Genomic DNA, 19,008 nt, shown 5'->3' on the forward strand with positions numbered 1-19,008 from the left:
TCGCGCGTGCGGGTCGGCTCACGCGAGCCGGTCGGGCCCGTCCGTCGGCAGCAACGAATCCGGGGGTACGACACCGGTCGTCGGCACTGCCGGTCCGACTGGCGTGGTGCCGGTGGCGGCCCACGCCAGGTGCGCCTGGCGGGCCGACAACACCGCCAGCAGCGGCCAGAGCGAGACGCCCACCGCCGTCACCCGTTCGGCCAGACCGGTCCGGGATCCGCTGGTCACCTCGAACGCGAACCAGCCGAACAGGGCCAGCAGCACCAGCGTGGCGCTCAACGCCACGCCGCGCCGGAACGCCCAGGGCGGTTGCGGCGTGCGTGGATGCGCGGCGTCCGGGCCCGGCGACAGCCGCAGCGCCGACCCGGCCGGCCAGAGCGCCAGCGCCAGGACGGCGATGGTCGCCACGATGCCGTGGCTGAGCGAGCCGCCGACCGTCGGCCGGGGAAAGGCGACGAGCGCGATGGTGGCCACGCCGCCGACGGCGAGCAGGAAGCGACTCGGAAGGCCCGCCGCGTGCAGCACCGCGGCGGTCGCCAGGTAACAGCACCCGAGCAGCACCAGGGCACTGATCATGATCCAGGCGTCGGTGGCGTCGCGCCCGGCCAGTTCGCTGATGGTGTCCCGGATCGGGTCGTACCCGGTGGGCTGCCGGGCGCCCGCGACCGTCCAGCCGCCCACCAGCAGCACCGGCGCGGCGACCGCCGTGGCGACGCCCCAGTTCGGTACGGCGCGCATCAGGCCACGCTAACCGGCATCGGGGCCCGTCGTCCGGGGTTCGCCGGCTCGTCCACCAGCGAATCGGGCCCGGCCTGACGGGTGCCCCCCAGCGGGGCCGGCCACCCCTGACAGAATGCGGGTGAGGACTGTTCCACGATGAGGAGTTGCCAGCCGTGATCCGTACCCACAATGCCGGAAGCCTGCGCGCCGCGGACGCCGGCTCGACGGTGACGCTCGCCGGGTGGGTGGCCCGCCGGCGCGACCACGGCGGTGTCATCTTCGTCGACCTGCGCGACGGCTCCGGCGTCGTGCAGGTGGTGTTCCGCGAGGAGGACGCGCACGCGCTGCGCAACGAGTTCTGCGTGAAGGTCACCGGCGAGGTGACCCGCCGCCCCGAGGGCAACGAGAACCCCGACCTGCCCACCGGCGAGGTCGAGGTGACCGCCGCCGCGCTGGAGGTGCTCTCCGAGGCCGCGCCGCTGCCACTCCCGGTGGACGACCAGGTCGAGGCCGGTGACGACATCCGGCTCAAGTACCGCTACCTGGACCTGCGCCGCAGCGGCCCGGCGAACGCGCTGCGGCTGCGCTCGCGCGCCAGCCAGCTCGCCCGGGGCGTGCTGCACGAGCGGGACTTCCTGGAGATCGAGACGCCGACGCTGACCCGGTCGACCCCGGAGGGCGCCCGGGACTTCCTGGTGCCGGTGCGGTTGCAGCCCGGCAGCTGGTACGCGCTGCCGCAGTCGCCGCAGCTCTTCAAGCAGCTGCTGATGGTCGGCGGCATGGAGCGGTACTACCAGATCGCCCGCTGCTACCGCGACGAGGACTTCCGCGCCGACCGGCAGCCGGAGTTCACCCAGCTCGACATCGAGATGTCCTTCGTCACCGAGGACGACGTGATCGACCTCGGCGAGGCGATCGTCTCGGCGCTCTGGAAGGACCTGGCCGGGCACGAGATCACCCGACCGATCCCGCGGATCACCTGGCACGACGCGATGGCCCGGTACGGCTCGGACAAGCCGGACCTGCGCTACGGCGTCGAGCTGACCGAACTGACCGACTACCTGCGCGGCACCGAGTTCCGGGTCTTCGCCGGCGCGATCGACGCGGGCGGCTACGTGGGCGCGGTCGTGATGCCCGGTGGCGCGGCCCAGACCCGCAAGGAGCTGGACGGCTGGCAGGACTGGGCCAAGGCGCGCGGCGCGCGGGGCCTGGCGTACGTGGTGCTGGACGCCGAGACCGGCGAGGCGCGCGGCCCGGTGGCGAAGAACCTCTCCGCCGAGCACCTGGGCGGGCTCGCCGACGCGGTCGGCGCCAAGCCGGGCGACGCGGTCTTCTTCGCGGCGAGCACGACCACCCGCGAGGCGCAGGAGCTGCTCGGCGCGGCGCGGATCGAGATCGCCAAGCGCTCCGGCCTGATCGACGAGAGCGCCTGGGCGTTCTGCTGGGTGGTCGACGCGCCGATGTTCGAGCGCACTGACGAGGGTGGCTGGACGGCCGTGCACCACCCGTTCACCTCGCCGAACGCCGAGTGGGTGGACCGGTTCGAGGAGGCGCCGGACCGGGCCCTGGCGTACGCGTACGACATCGTCTGCAACGGCAACGAGATCGGCGGCGGGTCGATCCGTATCCACCGGGGTGACGTGCAGAAGCGGGTCTTCGACCTGCTCGGCATCACGCCGGAGGAGGCGCAGGACAAGTTCGGCTTCCTGCTGGAGGCGTTCAAGTACGGCGCCCCGCCGCACGGCGGCATCGCGTTCGGCTGGGACCGGGTCTGCATGCTGCTGGCCGGCGCGGACTCCATCCGCGAGGTCATCGCGTTCCCGAAGACCCGGGGCGGCTTCGACCCGCTGACCGGCGCACCCACCCCGATCACGGGCCAGCAGCGCGCCGAGGCCGGCATTGATGCCAAGCCCAAGCCCGCGCCTGCGGCCCACACCGGCACGGCCGGCCCGGCCGCCCCGGTGGCCGACCCGGTCTAGCCCCGCCCCTGTTTGGTTGATCAAGAGGTTTGCGTCATCATCGCCCCGCGAGATGACGCAAACCTCTTGATCAACGGGGGAGTGGTTGGGGATGCGGGTGCTTGTCGTCGGGGGTAGTGGGTTTCTCGGGCGGGAGGTTTGTCGGCGGGGCGTACAGGCGGGGCTTTCGGTCGTCGGGACGTTCCACCGCACTGAGATCGGGGTGCCGGGGGTCGCGGAGCGGCGGTTGGACGTGACCGACCGGGCCGCCGTGCGCGCGCTGGTCGCCGAGGTGCGGCCGGACGCCGTGGTCGCCACCCCCTACCGGTACGACGACTGGACGGTCACCGCCGACGGCACCGCCCACGTGGCCCTCGCCGCCGCCGAGGTGGGCGCGCGCCTGGTGCACCTGTCCAGCGACGCGCTGCACGGCGGCCGGCCCCAGCCGTACGCCGACGACGAGCCACCCAGCCCGGTCAACGCGTACGGGGCCGCGAAGGCGGCGGCCGAGACCGCCGTTCGCGCGATCGATCCCGGCGCGGCGCTGGTGCGTACCTCGCTGATCCTGGGGGAGGGCAGCAAGCAGATCCAGCTCTGCCGTGACGCGCTCGCCGGCCGGGCCGTGCTGTTCACCGACGAGGTCCGGTGCCCGGTCGACGTCACCGACCTGGCCGACGCCGTGCTGGAGCTGGTCGGCTCGTCGTACGCCGGTCTGCTCAACGTGGCCGGCGCGGACGCCGTCAGCCGGGCCGAGCTGGGCCTCCTGGTCGCCGAGCGGTTCAGGTTGGACGCGACAGGGCTGAAGACCACCACGGCCGCCGCCGTCGGCGTGGTGCGCCCGAGCGACGTACGCCTCGACTCCACCCGCGCCGCCGGTCTGCTGCGGACGCGACTGCGCGGGGTACGGGAACTCCTGGCCTGACATCGTGCACACTTCCTGTGCACAAGAGTTGTGCACAGGAAGTGTGCAGAGATAGTGTGCAGTCATGGTGAATGACGAAGCGTCCCCGCAGTCGACTCCGCGGGAGGTGCGGATCGACAAGCGGCAGGTCCGGGTGCTCGCGCACCCGCTGCGGATGCGACTGGTCGGTGCCCTGCGGGTGAACGGGCCCGCCACCGCCACCACCCTCGCCGAGCTGCTCGGCACCAATACCGGCGCGACCAGCTATCACCTGCGCCAACTCGCCGAGGTCGGGCTGGTCACCGAGGATCCCGACCGGGGCAGCGGACGGCAGCGCTGGTGGCAGGCCGCGCACGACGTCACGAGCTGGGAGCCGAGCGACTTCGACGACGACCCCGACGCCCGTGCCGCCATCGAGTGGATCCAGGGCGACCAGGTGCGCCTCCTCGTCGAACACGCCGACCGCTGGTTCGCCAACCAGCACGAGTGGTCCCCCGCCTGGCGGGACGCCTTCGGCATGGGCGACATCTTCATGACGGTCCCGCCCGAGCGGCTGGAGGCGCTCAAGGCGGAGGTGTGGCAGGTGCTGGAGCGGTACCACCGGGAGGCCGAGTCGGTCGGCCCGGCCGAGCCCGCCGACCCGCAGGCCCGGCCGGTGCAGGTCTTCCTGGCCGCCTATCCGCTGCTGGACGGTCCCCGATGAGCGCGAGGAGTGAGCCGGGTTTGCGAGCCCCGCAGTCGCGAATGGAGGTGGCGTCGTGAGCGCGAGGAGTGAGCCGGGTTTGCGAGCCCCGCAGTCGCGAATGGAGGTGACGTCGTGAGCGCGCTCACCGTACGCCAGGTCCGACGTCGCTACCTCACGCTGTACGGCCTGCGCTGGCTGCCCACGGGCCTGCTGATCCCGGTGATGATCCTGCTGATGCAGGAGCGCGGCCTGTCGCTGCCGCAGATCGGTCTGGTCACCACCGCGCAGGGGCTGCTGGTGCTCGCGCTGGAACTACCCACCGGTGGCTTCGCCGACGCCCTCGGGCGCAAGCCGGTCCTGCTCGCCGCCGGGGTCCTCAACCTCGCCTCCCTCGCGGTGTTTGCGGTGGCCGACTCGTTCGCGCTGTTCTTCCTGGTCTGGGCCCTGCAGGGCGTCTACCGGGCGCTCGACAGCGGCCCCCTGGAGTCCTGGTACGTCGACGCCACCCTGGCCGCCGACCCGCAGGCCGAGTACGAGAAGGGCCTCGGGTACGCCGGCACCGTCGTCGGCATCGCCATCGGCGGCGGGGCCCTGCTCAGTGGCGGACTCGTCGCGCTCGGGCCGCTCGGCCCGGTCACCGCCCTCACCGTGCCGGTGCTGGCCGCGCTCCTCGCGCAGGCGGTGGCACTCGGCGCGTTGCTGGTCCTGCTGGTCGAGGAGCGTCCGGCCACCGGTCTGGCGGCGGTGCGCGCGTCGGTGACGCAGGCCCCCCGCATGATCGGCCAGGCGGTCGGCCTGCTGCGCCGATCCCGGGTACTTCTCGCGTTGGTGGCGGTGGAGCTGTTCTGGGGCTTCGGCATGATCACCTTCGAATCGCTGCTACCGGTCCGGCTCGCCGAGGTGGTCGGCGACCCGGAACGCGCCGCCGCGCTGCTCGGGCCGGCCAGCTCCGCCGCCTGGATCGCCAACGCCGCCGGCGCGGCGCTGACCCCGCTGCTGCTGCGCTGGCCCGGGGCGGCGCTGGGCGCGGCCCTGCTGCGCATCCTGCAGGGCGTCACGGTGGTCGGGATGGGCCTGTTCGCCGGCCCGGTCGGGGTGCTCGTCGCCTACCTGGCCTGCTACGCCGTGCACGGCGCGTCGAACCCGCTGCACAGTGGCCTGCTGCACCGCCAGGTCGACGGCCCGTACCGCACCAGCGTGCTCTCCCTGAACTCGATGATGGGGCAGCCGGCCGCCGCGCTCGGCGGAGTCGTGCTGACCGCGCTCGCGGCCAGCACCAGCGTGGGTACGGCGATGGTGGTCGGCGCGGTCGTGCTGGCCGTCGCCGCCCCGCTCTACCTGCCCGCCTGGCGGGCCGACCGGCGGGCCGTGTCGGACCCGGCCGGTGGACAGGCCCCGGCCGGCCCCGGCGCTGCTGTGGATCCGCCCGGCCTGCCCGGCCCGCGCGGCGGCGTGGACCCCGCCGGCCCTGCCGGTGGCGGCGCGGACCCGACGGGCGGTGGCGTGGACCCGACCGTGGCGGCAGTGCCGGTCGAGCGGCCATAAGAACTCGCCGGCCAGCCGGCCGGCCGGCCGGGACGGCGCACGGCGGCGTTGCGGTGGCGTCCGGATATGACACCGGTATCCGGACGTCACCGCGCCTTGGGTCGCCGCCCGGACTCCGCCCCGGCTCGACCGCCCTTGGGAAGCGGGCCCTGGCGCTCGGAACCTAGGCGGATCCCGGTGCGGTGCAGGGTGTTGGTGAAGCCGAGGCGACGGTAGAGCCGCACCGCCCCGACATTGTCCGGATAGACGCCGAGCGCGACGGTGTCGTGCCGGGACAGCAGCGCCCGGGTCATTCCGGCGGTCAGCGCCGCGCCCAGCCCTCGGCCCCGCTGGTCGGGGGCGACGGTCAGGCCAGCCAGGAAGCCGACGTCTCCCCGGCTGCGGTCCGCGCCGCACGCCACCACCCGGTCGCCGGACCGGATGCCGTACCAGTCGACGACCGTCGGGTCGCCCGGCCGCGTGGTGGTGGTCGGGAACGCCTCGTCGACCAGATCCTCCAGCGCCGGGCGGTCGGCGTCGGTCAGCCGAACGACCCGCTGCTCGTCGGGCTGCTCCGGTGGCGCGACGGTGGTCCAGTGGAAGTCCCAGTCGACGTACTGCGCCACCGCCACCCGCCCGACCGCCAGGGCGGGGTCGAATCGGGGCAGGTGCAGCCGGTTCTCCGGACGGAGCAGGCCCTCGGCGACCAGCGTGGCGCACAGGTCCAGTACCGGCCCGGCCGGGCCCACGGCGTCGGCGCCGAAGCCGCGCTCGGGTGGCAACAACCACAGCACGGCGCCGTCGCGTTGCCAGCCACGCGCCGGGGTGCCCGGCGAGAGCGAGTGCCTGACGAACGGGTGCCCGCCCGCGGCGGCCAGGATCGTGGCCCGGTCGTGAAGCGCCTGGGTCTCGATGATCACGGGGCCAGCCTAGGAGCCGGCGTGCCGGCGACCGCGCCGGGCCGGGCTGTCGATGCGCCCCGCGCCTGTGCTGCTCCCGTGCCCGTGTTGCGCCCCGCGCCCGCGCCCGTGCCCGTGCTGCGCCCCGCGCCCGTGCCCGTGCTGCGCCCCGCGCCCGTGCCCGTGCTGCGCCCCGCGCCTAGATCCTCACAACTTCAGGGATGTTGTTGCCTCAGCCGCGCCGGAAGCAGCAGCATCCCCGAAGTTGCGCGGATCTTGATGACGGTGCCCGGGCGATGCACGACCCGCGATGAGCTAGCGGCGGCGAGCGCGAGGCGGCCCGACCCGAGGCGGCCCGACCGAGGCGGCCCGACCGAGGCGGCCCGGCCCGAGGCGGCCCGACCTGGGGCGGCCCGGCCGCGCCGCAAGATCGCGCTCGATCCTGGATGTAGTGGCCTCGTCGACGTGCCGATACCACTACATCCGGGATGCAGCACGATCTTGCGGTCCGCCCAGCCCGTGGGTGAGCGGCGATTGGCCGGCGCGACTACGCGGCCGATCCACGGTGGAGATTGGCGGGTCGACCGATTGGGTACATCACGCGCCGACCTACTGGGAACCCCCACCGGAGGACCGACATGCTCGCCATTCTCGCGGCCATCGTCTTTGGCTTCGCCCTGCTGATCGACCTGTTCGACACCAACTTCGGCGCGCCCGACCTGTTCAACTGGAACACCCTCGTGCTCATCGGCCTCTTCCTGCTCGCGCTCTACCTGGGCGGCGTCGGCAGCGGGCCGCGCGGCAGTGGCGGCGGTCGCTGGTACCGGGGTCGTCGCCCCGGTCGTGGCTGACCGAGACCGATCAGCGGTGGCCCGGCCCGTAGCGCGATTCCGGCGTCTCGGGTCGGGCCCGGTACTGTCTTCGTGATGGAGTCCGACGCTCTCTTCTCCCTCGGTGCCCCCACCGGGCCGCGTGGCGCGCCCGAGGGTCCCGCCGGTGTAGACGGCTTCACTCCGGTAGCGGACGATTCGCCCCTGCCTGTCCGCATGCGACCCGCGAGCCTGGACGAGCTGATCGGGCAGGACCATCTGCTCGCCCCCGGCGCGCCGCTGCGGCAACTGGTCTCCGGCGGTGCGCCGATGTCGGTCATCCTCTGGGGGCCGCCCGGCATTGGCAAGACGACCATCGCGCACCTGGTGGCCGGCGCGACCGACCGCCGTTTCGTCGCCATGTCGGCGCTGTCCGCCGGCGTCAAGGACGTCCGCGCGGTGATCGAGGCGGCCCGTCGTCAGCGCCGTTCGGGCGGCCCGCAAACGGTGCTGTTCATCGACGAGGTGCACCGGTTCAGCAAGACCCAGCAGGATTCGCTGCTCGCCGCCGTCGAGGACCGGACCGTCACGCTCCTCGCGGCGACCACCGAGAACCCGTACTTCTCGGTCATCTCACCTCTGCTCTCGCGGTGCGTGCTGCTCACCCTGCAACCGCTCGACGACGACGCCGTACGCCTCCTGCTGCGCCGCGCGGTCGCCGACGAGCGCGGCCTGGGCGGCGCGCTCACCCTGGCAACGGATGCCGAGGACCACCTCGTCCGGCTCGCCGCCGGTGACGTCCGCAAGGCGTTGACCGCGCTGGAGGCGGCGGCGGCCTCCGCCACGGCCCTCGGCGCCGAGCGCATCGACCTGGCCACCGCCGAGCAGGCGGTCGACGTGGCGGCGGTGCGGTACGACCGCGACGGCGACGCCCACTACGACGTGATCAGCGCCTTCATCAAGAGCATGCGCGGCTCGGACGTCGACGCCGCGGTGCACTGGCTGGCCCGGATGCTGGTCGCCGGGGAGGATGCCCGGTTCATCGCCCGACGACTCGTCATCTTCGCGAGCGAGGACGTGGGCATGGCCGACCCCACCGCGCTGAGCGTGGCCACCGCCGCCGCACACGCGGTGGAGTACGTCGGCCTGCCCGAGGCGCAGCTCAACCTGGCCCAGGCCGTGATCCACCTGGCCACCGCGCCGAAGTCGAACTCGGCCACCACCGCGATCGGCGCCGCCATCGCCGACGTACGGGCCGGGCGGGGCGGCGCGGTGCCCCGGGGTCTGCGCGACGCGCACTACGCCGGCGCCCGCGGGTTGGGCCACGGCACCGGATACCGCTATCCGCACGACGACCAGCGCGGTGTGGTCACCCAGCAGTACGTCCCCGACGACCTGGTGGGCGTCGACTACTACGAGCCCGGCCCGCACGGGGCGGAACGGTCCGTCGCGACGCGGCTGCCGCTGCTGCGCCGGATCGTACGCGGGCTGCCGGTCCCACCGGCCCGCCCGGAAAGTCCGGCCGCCAGGGCGACCGAGACCGCTGGACCGCCCACGACAGCCGCGCCGGCCGCCGGGGAACCGGTAACGCCGCAGCCGGCGACGGCGCTTGCTGGTCGGAACGGCCGGGCGGTCACGGGTGTGGACGGTGCCGCTACGACGCAGGACGGCGGCACGAACGCCGCAGGAGAGGGTCAACAGTGAGATCGCGTGGTGCCGACCGCCCCGACGAGGGCCCGGACGAGCGGCGTGATCCCCGCGCCAAGGGCCGCCGCTGGGGTCGAGGCCGAGCCGAGGCCGAGCCGGAGGAACCGGTAGCCGGCGAGGAGTTCGGCTGGATCGACGACCTGCGTTCGGCCAAACAGCAACGGGGCGAGCTGGGCCCGGACGGGGTTCCGGTCGAGCCGGTGCCCCCGCGTGCCGGCGTGCCGACGCCCCCGGACGCGCCCCCGGCCCGCGCCGCCCGGATACCGAGGCCGCCGGGGCGCGCCGAGGTGTCGACGGACCCTGGCCCGGCGAGACGCCCCCGCCCGGTCGTCGCCCGGACGCCCGCCCGCCCGCCGACCGGGCGCCGGTCGAGCGCCCGCGTGAGTCCGGGCCGGGCGGCGTCTCCGGTCCGCCGTCGCCGCGCGGCAATCAGCCGGTTCCCGCCGTCGACCCGCGCGCCGCCGCCGGCCCGCGTACGCCGCCGGCCGTCCGCCCGGGTGGCGGTGATCCGGCCGACCCCGCTGGCCCCCGACCGAGGGGCGGCGCTCCCGCCGGCCCCGGGCGAGCGCGTCCGACCGTGGGGCCGTCCGGCCCGCCCCTGGGTCCACCGGCCGTGGGCGCTCCGACCGGTCCCCGTCCCGAGGTCCCCGCGCCCGCCGGCCGGGCGGAGGCCGTGCCGCCACTGCGCCGGCCCGACGCCGTACCGCCGGGCCGTCGACCCGCGCCCGAGCCGGGCGCGGGCGGGCGGCCGCTCAGCGGTGACGGCCCGCCGTCCGGACGCCGTACGCCCGAACCGGCGCGGCCCGCCGGTGGCGCTGCCCGCTTCGACGGACCCGTGACCGGTGTCGCCCCGCAGGTCGCCGACGGACTGCGACCCGACCCCGCGATCGCCGACGACCCGCGTACCGCCCGGCGTCGTCCCGGGCCGGTGGACCCCGGCGCGCCGGAGCCACCCCGCCCCGCCGGGGTGGCCGCCGTCGTGCCGCCGAACCGGACGAGCCGGCGGTTCCCCGCTCGGGCAACGCCCCGCCGCTGCCCGACGCGTCGCCGACCGGCGCTGTCCCCACCGGCGGCACGACCACCGACGGCACCGGTCGTCGTCGGGCGGTCCCCGACGAGCAGGACCGACGCGCGGCGACCGGCGGTGAGCCGCAGCCGGAACGCCGGGACCGTCCGGAGCGGCCGGCGGACTGGCTACGTCAGGCCGGCCGGCTGCCGCACACCGACCCGGGCCTGCCGGTGGTGAACCGGCGAGGGGCCGGCGGGCAGACCGCGGAGCGTCCCGTCGGCCGCCGTAGCGGCCCACCGTCCGCCGGGGACCTGAACGACCGCTCCGGTGCTCCACTCGCCGTACCCGATCCGGCCGCGGAGCGTGCCACCGGCCACCGGGCCGCCGGGCCGCCCGCCGACCCGGGAGCGGACGCTCCCACCGGCCGCCGGGCCGCCCGCGCCCCGGAAACCACCGGCGAGCACCCGAGCGGTCCCCTGCCGCAGCCGCCGGTTCCGGGGAGCGCCCGGTCGGCCGTCGGAGTGCTCCGGGTACCGCCCCGGACCCCATCAACCGTCGCCGCCGCCCGTCGGCCGAGCCGGCTGCCGAGGGACGGCCCGGCCCGGCGGGCGAGCGCGGTGACGACCCGTACGTCGGTCCGCCCGGTGGCGGACGACCCGGGCCCGGCGCACCCGTGCGCGGCGCCCGCTCCGGCCCACCCGGTGGCCGGGCCCGGCTCGCGCCCGGCGACGCGCCGGTCTCCGGCGCCGGCCGCCGTGGGCCCGACGGTCCACCCCGGCCCGGCGTGGCCCGCCCTGACGGACCGGCCCGTGCGGCGGTGCCGCCGGGCGCCGGTCCCGGCGGCCCGCCCGGCCCACGCGTGGACGGCCCGCCCCGGTCCCGCCCCGACGGGCCGGGCCGCGCGGCGGTGCCGCCGAACGCCGATGGTCCCGCTCGCGCGGCGACGCCGCCGGGCGTCGGCCCGGACGCCGCGGCCCGCGCCGCCGTCCCACCCGGCGTCGATCCGCAGGGTGCGGCTCGTGCGGTGGTACGACCCGGCGTCGGTCCGGACGCGCCACCCCGACCCGGTACGGCCCGGCCCCGCCCGGATGGTCCGGCTCGTGCGGCGGTCCCGCCGGGCGTCGGTCCGGACGCTCCACCCCGGCCGGATGGCCCGGCGCGCGCCGCCGTTCGCCCCCGGGCGTCGCCCAGCCGCCCGGTGGCGATGTCCGGACGGGCGCCGAGCAACCCGGCCCCGGGTCACCCGCGACCGCGCGTGCCGCCGCCCCGCGTCCGGCGGACCGCGCCGCGGGCCGGGCGCTGCCGCCGCCCCGCGAGGGCGGCCGTCCCGAGCCCAGCGGTGTCGCCCCCGTGCCGCCGCCCGGTCGTACCGGCGAACCGGTCGCCCGTGCCGCCGTCGTGCCGCCGGGCGCGGCCGGCCCGGTGGACCGGCCACCCTCCGAACCGGTCGACGAGCCGGCGCTGCGCGCCGCCGGCGGGGACGTCGCCGACGACGAGGACGCGGCCCCGGGCGCCCGGTCCGAGCAGCACCGGCAGTCGCGCGAACGACGCCGGCTGCGGGTCGCCGTCCTGGCGCTGGTCAGCATCGTGCTGCTCGGCGCGGTGCCACTCTTCTTCGGCCTCCGCACCCTCAGCAGGGACCCGGTGTTCGACAACCTGGACCAGCTCAATGTGCCCGCGTGGGCCGCGACGAAGACGGTCGACGACGTCAGCGGCAGCCGCTGGTGCCTGCTCGACTGCCGGCTGCGCGAGCGCACCGTCACCTCCGAGAAGTCGCCGGAGGAGACGGCGAAGGTCTACGAGGAGGCGCTGCGCGGCGACGGTTGGCGGCCGTGGAAGGTGGGCCGCTGCCCCGAGCAGGAGACCAAGGGCAGTTACACGTGCTGGCGTCAGGACGAGTTGACCCTCGACCTGTGGGTGCGCGCGCCGGCCTGCGTACCGCCGCCGGTCGACGGGGAGCCGGCGATCGTGCCGTCCCCCGAGCCGTCGGCCGCTGCGGGGGAGTGCGCCGGCTCGTTGGTGTCGGTGAAGGTACGCAACGCGATCGACGACGAGCGGACCAGGCCGCAGCCCAGCACCGATCCGTCACTGACCGGGGAGGATCCGTTCCCGACGGTCAGCGGGGATCCGCTGGGCGATGTGACACCCTCACCGTCCTGAGCCGCTCTCCATCACGGACGGTAGGGTCTGGGGCTGGCGGGCCCGCCCGCGCCCGCCGGCCGGCGACGGCCCGGTGGGTTCGATGGGCACCACGGTTGTGCGTTCCGGGGACGTCGGGTCCGGCGGAAATCTGCTTGAGGAGGACACGCGTGGGCGACATTCTGGCGGTCGCGGCGCTGATCGCGGCGAGCGCGTTCGCGGTGCTGGTGCTCATCCTGACGCTGCCGATCCTTCGGCTGCGGCACACGGTGGACGCCACCACCCGGATGATCAACGACCTCAACGACCGGACGGGACCGCTGCTCGGCGACGTCAACACCACCGTGAAGAACGTCAACGTGGCGCTGGAGCAGGTGCAGACCTCGCTCGACGGTGTGAACCTGCAGTTGGCGAAGGTCGACACGATGACCAGCCACGCCCAGAACGTCACCGCCAACGTCGCCAACCTGGCGACGGTGGTCTCCGCCGCGGCCGCGAACCCACTGGTCAAGGTGGCCGCCTTCGGCTACAGCGTGCGCCGGGCCGCCGCCAGCCGCCGGCACGCCGAGACCGAGCGCGAGGTGCGCGACACCATCAAGCAGCAGCGGCGGGCCGCCCGGCGCGGCAACCGTTGACCGACCCGGCCACAGGAGGTAGCGCGACATGAAGCGGTTGTTCTGGCTCGGCATCGGCGTGGCCGTGGGCGTGGTGGTGGTCCGCAGGGCGACCCGGACCGCACAGGCGTACACCCCGGCCGGCATCGCCAGCTCGTTGTCGGAATCCGCTGGCAGCCTGGTGGAGTCGGTGCGTAGCTTCGTGGAGGACGTGCGGGTCGGGATGGCCGAGCGCGAGCAGGAGATCCACCAGGCGTTCGTCCAGGGCGAGGCGTTCGACGACCAGTTCGCCGAGCTGCGGGAGTCCCCGCGGATCGGCGATAGAGAGATTTTTCCGGAGGAACACCAGCGATGAAGACGGCGGAGATCAAGCGGCGGTACCTCGCGCACTTCGAGGCGAACGGCCATGCCGTGGTGCCGTCCGCTCCGCTGCCCGCCATCAGCGATCCGAACCTGCTGTTCGTCAACGCCGGCATGGTGCAGTTCGTGCCCTACTTCCTGGGCCAGCAGACCCCGCCGTACCAGCGGGCGGTCAGCGTGCAGAAGTGCATCCGCACCCCGGACATCGATGAGGTCGGCAAGACCAGCCGGCACGGCACGTTCTTCCAGATGAACGGCAACTTCTCCTTCGGCGACTACTTCAAGGCCGGGGCGATTCCCCTGGCGTGGGAGTTGTCGACGAAGTCGATCGACGAGGGTGGCTACGGTCTGGATCCGGAGCGGATCTGGCCGACGATCTACCTCGACGACGACGAGGCGTACGAGATCTGGCGGTCGGTGGGTGTGCCGGCCGAGCGGATCGTGCGTCGCGGCAAGGCGGACAACTTCTGGTCCATGGGCATCCCCGGGCCGTGCGGCCCGTCGTCGGAGCTGTTCTACGACCGGGGCCCGGAGTACGGCGCCGAGGGTGGCCCGGCGGTCGACGAGGACCGGTACATGGAGTACTGGAACCTCGTGTTCATGCAGTTCGAGCGGGGTCCGGGTACCAACAAGGAGGACTACCCGATCCTGGGTGACCTGCCGGCGCAGAACATCGACACCGGCATGGGCCTGGAGCGGATGGCCTCGATCCTGCAGGGCGTCGACAACCTGTACGAGATCGACGAGGTCCGGCCGATCCTGGCCCGGGCGGCCGAGCTGACCGGCAAGCGCTACGGCGCGCACTCCGGTCACGTGGCGAGCGAGTCGCACCCGGACGACGTCCGGCTGCGGGTGGTCGCGGACCACGTGCGGACCGCGCTGATGCTGATCGGCGACGGCGTCACCCCCAGTAACGAGGGTCGCGGGTACGTGCTGCGGCGGATCATGCGTCGGGCGATCCGGTCGATCCGGCTGCTGGGCTGGCAGGACCGGGCGCTGCCCGAGCTGCTGCCGGTGGCGCGGGACTGCATGGCCCCGTCGTACCCGGAGCTGGCGACCGACTTCGACCGCATCGCGCAGTACGCGTACGCGGAGGAGGAGGCGTTCCTGTCGACGCTGCGCGCCGGGACGACGATCCTGGACACGGCGATCGCCGAGACCCGCTCGGCGGGTGGCACGGCGCTGTCCGGGGCGAAGGCGTTCCAGCTGCACGACACGTACGGCTTCCCGATCGACCTGACCCTGGAGATCGCGGCCGAGCAGGGCCTGAAGGTCGACGACGAGGGTTTCCGCCGGCTGATGGCCGACCAGCGGACCCGGGCCAAGGCGGACGCGCAGGCGCGCAAGACCGGGCACACCGACGTGTCGGCGTACCGGTCGGTGCTGGACGAGGGTGGCCCGGTGACGTTCACCGGCTACAGCGAGGTGGCCCGCGAGTCGCGGGTACGGGCACTGCTGGGCTCGGACGGCCCGCGCGCGGCGGCGACCGAGGGTGAGATGGTCGAGCTGGTGCTCGACACGACCCCGTTCTACGCCGAGGGCGGCGGCCAGCAGCCCGACCACGGCATCATCACCGTCGGGGACGGTCAGGTCGAGGTGCTCGACGTGCAGCAGCCGGTGCCGGGCCTGATCGTGCACCGGGCCCGCGTCATCCGGGGTGAGGTGCACCCCGGCGACACCGGCTACGCCGAGATCGACACCACCCGGCGTCGGGCGATCTCCCGGTCGCACACGGCCACCCACCTGGTGCACCAGACCATGCGCAACTTCCTCGGCGAGTCGGCCACCCAGGCGGGTTCGTTGAACGCGCCGGGCCGGCTGCGGTTCGACTTCAACACCCCGACCGGTGTGTCGCCGACCGTCCTGCGCGACGTTGAGCAGCAGGTCAACGAGGTGTTGCTGGCCGACCTGGAGGTGCACGCCTTCATCACGTCGCTGGACGAGGCGCGGCGGATCGGCGCGATGGCGCTCTTCGGCGAGAAGTACGGCGAGGAGGTGCGGGTCGTCGAGGTGGGCGACTACGCCCGGGAGCTGTGCGGCGGCACGCACGTGGCCCGTTCGGCGCAGCTCGGCCTCGTGAAGATCCTCTCCGAGTCGTCGATCGGCTCCGGCGTACGCCGGGTCGAGGCGCTGGTCGGCATGGACGCGTTCGGCTTCCTGGCCAAGGAGCACCTGCTGGTCTCCCGGCTGGCCGAGCTGTACCGGGTGCCCAACGACCAGGTCGCCGACCGGGTGGAGCAGACGGTCACCCAGCTCCGGGACGCGGAGAAGGAGCTGGAGAAGCTGCGCGCCCAGCTGGTGCTCGGTGGGGCGGGCGCACTCGCCGCGCAGGCGAAGGACGTGCGCGGGGTGGCGTACGTGGGAACCGAGGCGCCGGAGGGCGCGGCCGGCAACGACGTACGGACCCTCGCCCAGGAGATTCGCGGCAAGATCGACCCGGCGCGGCCGGCGGTGGTCGCCGTGGCGGCCCGGTCGAACGGCAAGGCGTCGTTGGTGGTGGCGGTCAACGCGGCGGCCCGCAGCCGTGGCCTCACCGCGTCGGACCTGGTGAAGGCGGCCTTCTCCGGGCGCGGCGGGGGGAGCCCCGATCTGGCCCAGGGTGGCGGTCTGCCCGCGACCGAGGCGCCGAACCTGCTGCTCACCGTCGAGAAGGCGATCACCGAGGCGTGATGGACGGTCAGTATCGACCAGGGCGGACCGAATGGTCCGCCCTGGTTCGTCGACAGCACAGGAGTGACCTACGGTGAGCGGCTTCACACGTGGAGTTCGCCTCGGTGTGGACGTCGGTCAGGTGCGCGTCGGGGTGTCCCGCTCGGATCCGCACGGGGTGCTGGCCACGCCGCTGGTGACCCTCGCCCGCGATCTCACCGCCGCGCCGGAGGCGGTGCCGAGCGACATTGCCCAGCTCGCGGCCTTGGTGGCCGAGCACGAGGCGGTCGAGGTGGTCGTCGGGCTTCCGATCAATCTGGCCGGCAAACACGGCCCGGCCGCGCTCAACGTCACGGCGTACGCTGACCGGCTGGTCAATGTGATAGCGCCGGTCCCGGTAACGCTCACCGACGAGAGGATGTCGACCGTGGTCGCTTCTCGTAGGCTTGCCGAGCGTGGCGTTCGTGGCAAGCGTCAACGTGCGGTTGTCGACCAGGCGGCCGCGGTGGAGATCCTGCAGAGCTGGCTGGACGCGCAGCGGAGGCGGACGTAATGATCGACGATCTGGACCTTGGGTTCGACGAGCCGGAGCGGGGTGAGAAGGGCCGGCATCGGCGCAGCTTCCGCAAGCGCAAGGGAGGCTCCGGCGGCGGCCGGGGCAAGACCTTTCTGGCGCTGTTGATGGCCCTGGTCCTGTTGGGCACCATCGGTGGTGGCGCGTACTACGGGTTCGACCGGATCCAGAACTACTTCGTCACGCCCGACTACGACGGTACCGGCTCGGGCGAGGTGCTGGTCGACGTCAAGGCCGGTGACAGCGCGACCGATGTGGGCGCCACGTTGTACGAGGCCGGTGTGGTCAAGAGCGTCAAGGCCTTCATCGAGGCGGCGGACGCAAACTCCCGCAGCAAGAACCTCCAGGTGGGTCGCTACAAGGTCAAGAAGGAGATGAAGGCGTCCGAGGCCCTGCTCCTGCTGCTCGATCCGAAGAGCCGGGTGGTGAACGGGGTGACCATCCCGGAGGGGATGATCACCTTGGCGATCTACGACGAGCTGGCCAAGGCGACGAAGATTCCGGTCGCCGAGTTCAAGGCCGCGGCGAAGGACCCGGTGAAGCTGGGGGTGCCGGCCTTCTGGTTCAACCGGGGCGACGGCAAGAAGGGGCCGAAGAGCCTGGAGGGCTTCTTGTTCCCGGCGACGTACGAGCTTCCGCCGAAGGCGACGGCCGCGGATATCCTGTCGCTGATGGTGGACAAGTTCCTCGAGGTGACCGAGCAGATCAAGTTCGTCGACACCGTCCAGGAGAAACGGGGCATCTCCCCGTACGAAGCCTTGATCGCCGCCTCCATCGCGCAGGCCGAGTCGGTCAACCACGTCGACTTCCCGAAGGTGTCCCGGGTGATCTACAACCGGGTGTACACGGACAAGTACCACTGCAGGTGCCTGGAGATCGACAGTGCGATCAACTACTGGTTGCGGTTGCAGGGCAAGGACCCGAAGGACTCCGACGTCCTCAAGGCCAGCGAACTCAACGATCCGAAGAACCCGTACCGCACCCATGGTGCCAACGGCCTGACCATCACGCCGATCAGCAACCCGGGTGAGGACGCGCTCAAGGGCGCGATGGACCCGCCGGTGGGCGACTGGATCTACTTCATGACCGTCGACAAGAAGGGCACGATGGGCTACGGCTCCAACGATGCCGACTTCCGGAACCTGCAGCGACAGATGTGCCGCAACGGCGTGCTCAGCGGCGAGAACTGTTAGTGCGGGCCGCCGTGGTCGGTGCGCCGATCGCGCACTCTCTTTCTCCGGTGATCCACAACGCCGGGTACGCCGCCGCCGGGCTGACCGGGTGGTCGTACACCCGGATCGAGTGCGGGGCGGCGGAGCTGCCGGATCTGGTCGCCGGCCTGGGCCCGGAGTGGGCCGGACTGTCGGTGACCATGCCGGGTAAGGAGGCGGCGCTCGCCGTGGCCGACGCCGCGTCGCCGGTCGCCGTCGCCGTCGGCGCGGCGAACACGTTGGTACGCCGTACGGACGGCACGTGGTACGCGGACAACACCGACGTCGGGGGCATGGTGGACGTGCTCACCGAGGCCGGGGTGGTGGCCGGCGCGGCGGTGACCGTGCTCGGCGCGGGTGGAACGGCCCGCGCCGCCCTCGCCGCCGCCGCGCGGTTGGCCTGTTCGTCGGTCATCGTGGTGGCCCGTCGGGCCGGGGCGGTCGACGAGTTGCGGCCGGTGGCGGCGGCGCTGGGCGTCGGCCTGACCGCCGGCCGTTGGGCCGATGCGCACCGGCACGTCCCGGCCGCCGACGTGGTCGTGTCCACCGTGCCGAAGGGGGTCGCCGATCCGCTGGCCGGCGGTGCGACCTGGCGGCCTGGCGCGGTGTTCTTCGACGCGCTCTACGACCCGTGGCCGACGCCGATGGCGGCGTCCGCCCGCGCGGCCGGTCTGCGGGTGGTGTCCGGACTGGACCTGCTGCTGGCGCAGGCGGTGGGTCAGTTCGAGCAGTTCACCGGCGTCACCGCCCCGTTCACGGCGATGCGGGAAGCTCTGGTGGCGGCCCGCCGCTGACAATTGTGGCGGACCGGCGACGCAATCGCTGGAATTCCGTCGGCCGTGCCGCGATCCGAATTCAGACAGACTTCGGGCGCTGTTCAGGTAGGCGAAGAATTGATGCCGATGGCCCTCGAAATCGACTTGAGTCCATCCTAGCGGTCGGTGCTCCGGCGCGCTGCCCCGTCTCGGCGTCGTGGTGAACTCTCTTCGACGGTGGTCGGCATCCAGGGCCGGACCAGGCACGTCATCCCTGGTAGAGGCACGTATGGAACTCCTTAGGAACCCGCTCGGAATCATCTGAAATTGCGGAGAGGGTGACCGGTCTGCCCTAGCTGCGACGTATAGGCGTCACTTTATAGACGATTAATCGGGTAGTCCAACTGCTTATCACGCAACGCAAAGTAATGATTGACGCGCAGCAAGTATCTCTCCTACGGTTCGATCACTGTCGTTTTCGGACTTGGAGGTCC

General features: G+C 73.3%; 17 protein-coding genes. 14 read left to right on the top strand and 3 right to left on the bottom strand.

Annotated features, from left to right (window positions below; genetic code table 11):
- Positions 1-18: 18 nt before the first annotated feature.
- Positions 19-738, bottom strand: coding sequence for a DUF998 domain-containing protein (locus ACQP0N_RS12305; RefSeq protein ID WP_433120082.1), 720 nt, complete (start codon positions 736-738; stop codon positions 19-21).
- 155 nt (positions 739-893) lie between these two features.
- On the opposite strand from ACQP0N_RS12305, the gene aspS reads away from it, so the two are divergent.
- From aspS to ACQP0N_RS12325, 4 genes are all read left to right on the top strand, one after another.
- Complete coding sequence (gene aspS, locus ACQP0N_RS12310; RefSeq protein WP_433120084.1) at positions 894-2,699, top strand: aspartate--tRNA ligase; 1,806 nt, start codon at positions 894-896, stop codon at positions 2,697-2,699.
- Between the two features lie 91 nt (positions 2,700-2,790).
- On the top strand, positions 2,791-3,600 hold the full coding sequence (locus tag ACQP0N_RS12315) for an SDR family oxidoreductase (RefSeq protein WP_433120086.1): 810 nt from the start codon (positions 2,791-2,793) through the stop codon (positions 3,598-3,600).
- Between the two features lie 64 nt (positions 3,601-3,664).
- Positions 3,665-4,282 (top strand): ArsR/SmtB family transcription factor, encoded by a 618-nt coding sequence (locus ACQP0N_RS12320; protein WP_433120088.1) that lies wholly within the window; start codon positions 3,665-3,667, stop codon positions 4,280-4,282.
- A 114-nt stretch (positions 4,283-4,396) separates the two neighbouring features.
- Complete coding sequence (locus ACQP0N_RS12325) at positions 4,397-5,809, top strand: MFS transporter (RefSeq protein ID WP_433120090.1); 1,413 nt, start codon at positions 4,397-4,399, stop codon at positions 5,807-5,809.
- Positions 5,810-5,895: 86 nt separating this feature from the next.
- Here ACQP0N_RS12325 and ACQP0N_RS12330 read toward each other — a convergent pair whose 3' ends face one another.
- Positions 5,896-6,708, bottom strand: coding sequence for a GNAT family N-acetyltransferase (locus ACQP0N_RS12330; RefSeq protein ID WP_433120092.1), 813 nt, complete (start codon positions 6,706-6,708; stop codon positions 5,896-5,898).
- 617 nt (positions 6,709-7,325) lie between these two features.
- On the opposite strand from ACQP0N_RS12330, the gene ACQP0N_RS12335 reads away from it, so the two are divergent.
- From ACQP0N_RS12335 to ACQP0N_RS12345, 3 genes are all read left to right on the top strand, one after another.
- Positions 7,326-7,538: a hypothetical protein gene (locus tag ACQP0N_RS12335; RefSeq protein ID WP_355053618.1), complete on the top strand. Its 213-nt coding sequence runs from the start codon at positions 7,326-7,328 to the stop codon at positions 7,536-7,538.
- Positions 7,539-7,613: 75 nt separating this feature from the next.
- Entirely contained in the window at positions 7,614-9,200 is a 1,587-nt protein-coding gene (locus tag ACQP0N_RS12340) for a replication-associated recombination protein A (protein WP_433120095.1), read from the top strand.
- The gene (locus ACQP0N_RS12345; RefSeq protein WP_433120097.1) at positions 9,197-10,042 is read left to right on the top strand and encodes a hypothetical protein; all 846 of its coding nucleotides are present in this window, start codon (positions 9,197-9,199) and stop codon (positions 10,040-10,042) included. The genes ACQP0N_RS12340 and ACQP0N_RS12345 overlap by 4 nt, the downstream gene beginning before the upstream one ends.
- 355 nt (positions 10,043-10,397) lie before the next feature.
- Here ACQP0N_RS12345 and ACQP0N_RS12350 read toward each other — a convergent pair whose 3' ends face one another.
- Complete coding sequence (locus ACQP0N_RS12350) at positions 10,398-10,676, bottom strand: hypothetical protein (RefSeq protein WP_433120099.1); 279 nt, start codon at positions 10,674-10,676, stop codon at positions 10,398-10,400.
- 997 nt (positions 10,677-11,673) lie between these two features.
- On the opposite strand from ACQP0N_RS12350, the gene ACQP0N_RS12355 reads away from it, so the two are divergent.
- From ACQP0N_RS12355 to ACQP0N_RS12385, 7 genes are all read left to right on the top strand, one after another.
- Entirely contained in the window at positions 11,674-12,372 is a 699-nt protein-coding gene (locus ACQP0N_RS12355) for a hypothetical protein (protein ID WP_433121588.1), read from the top strand.
- 149 nt (positions 12,373-12,521) lie between these two features.
- A complete protein-coding gene (locus ACQP0N_RS12360) occupies positions 12,522-12,986 on the top strand; it encodes a DUF948 domain-containing protein (RefSeq protein WP_355053620.1) in 465 nt (154 codons plus the stop codon).
- Positions 12,987-13,014: 28 nt separating this feature from the next.
- A complete protein-coding gene (locus ACQP0N_RS12365; RefSeq protein WP_355053621.1) occupies positions 13,015-13,320 on the top strand; it encodes a hypothetical protein in 306 nt (101 codons plus the stop codon).
- Positions 13,317-15,995: an alanine--tRNA ligase gene (gene alaS, locus ACQP0N_RS12370; RefSeq protein ID WP_433120101.1), complete on the top strand. Its 2,679-nt coding sequence runs from the start codon at positions 13,317-13,319 to the stop codon at positions 15,993-15,995. The genes ACQP0N_RS12365 and alaS overlap by 4 nt, the downstream gene beginning before the upstream one ends.
- A 73-nt stretch (positions 15,996-16,068) precedes the next feature.
- A complete protein-coding gene (ruvX, locus tag ACQP0N_RS12375; RefSeq protein WP_355053623.1) occupies positions 16,069-16,527 on the top strand; it encodes a Holliday junction resolvase RuvX in 459 nt (152 codons plus the stop codon).
- A complete protein-coding gene (gene mltG / locus ACQP0N_RS12380) occupies positions 16,527-17,741 on the top strand; it encodes an endolytic transglycosylase MltG (RefSeq protein WP_433120104.1) in 1,215 nt (404 codons plus the stop codon). The genes ruvX and mltG overlap by 1 nt, the downstream gene beginning before the upstream one ends.
- Entirely contained in the window at positions 17,741-18,553 is an 813-nt protein-coding gene (locus ACQP0N_RS12385; RefSeq protein WP_433120106.1) for a shikimate dehydrogenase, read from the top strand. Before mltG ends, ACQP0N_RS12385 begins: the two co-directional genes overlap by 1 nt.
- Positions 18,554-19,008: the final 455 nt, after the last annotated feature.

The sequence above is a fragment of the Micromonospora sp. CA-246542 genome, from assembly GCF_050942905.1.
In the GTDB taxonomy this organism is placed as follows: domain Bacteria; phylum Actinomycetota; class Actinomycetes; order Mycobacteriales; family Micromonosporaceae; genus Micromonospora.

What these genes read in the sequence shown, in the direction of transcription:
- ACQP0N_RS12305 (WP_433120082.1), bottom strand. Translation starts at nt 738, where the DNA reads ATGCGCGCCGTACCGAACTGGGGCGTCGCCACGGCGGTCGCCGCGCCG.
- ACQP0N_RS12315 (WP_433120086.1), top strand. Translation starts at nt 2,791, where the DNA reads ATGCGGGTGCTTGTCGTCGGGGGTAGTGGGTTTCTCGGGCGGGAGGTT.
- ACQP0N_RS12320 (WP_433120088.1), top strand. Translation starts at nt 3,665, where the DNA reads ATGGTGAATGACGAAGCGTCCCCGCAGTCGACTCCGCGGGAGGTGCGG.
- ACQP0N_RS12335 (WP_355053618.1), top strand. Translation starts at nt 7,326, where the DNA reads ATGCTCGCCATTCTCGCGGCCATCGTCTTTGGCTTCGCCCTGCTGATC.
- ACQP0N_RS12340 (WP_433120095.1), top strand. Translation starts at nt 7,614, where the DNA reads ATGGAGTCCGACGCTCTCTTCTCCCTCGGTGCCCCCACCGGGCCGCGT.
- ACQP0N_RS12365 (WP_355053621.1), top strand. Translation starts at nt 13,015, where the DNA reads ATGAAGCGGTTGTTCTGGCTCGGCATCGGCGTGGCCGTGGGCGTGGTG.
- alaS (WP_433120101.1), top strand. Translation starts at nt 13,317, where the DNA reads ATGAAGACGGCGGAGATCAAGCGGCGGTACCTCGCGCACTTCGAGGCG.
- mltG (WP_433120104.1), top strand. Translation starts at nt 16,527, where the DNA reads ATGATCGACGATCTGGACCTTGGGTTCGACGAGCCGGAGCGGGGTGAG.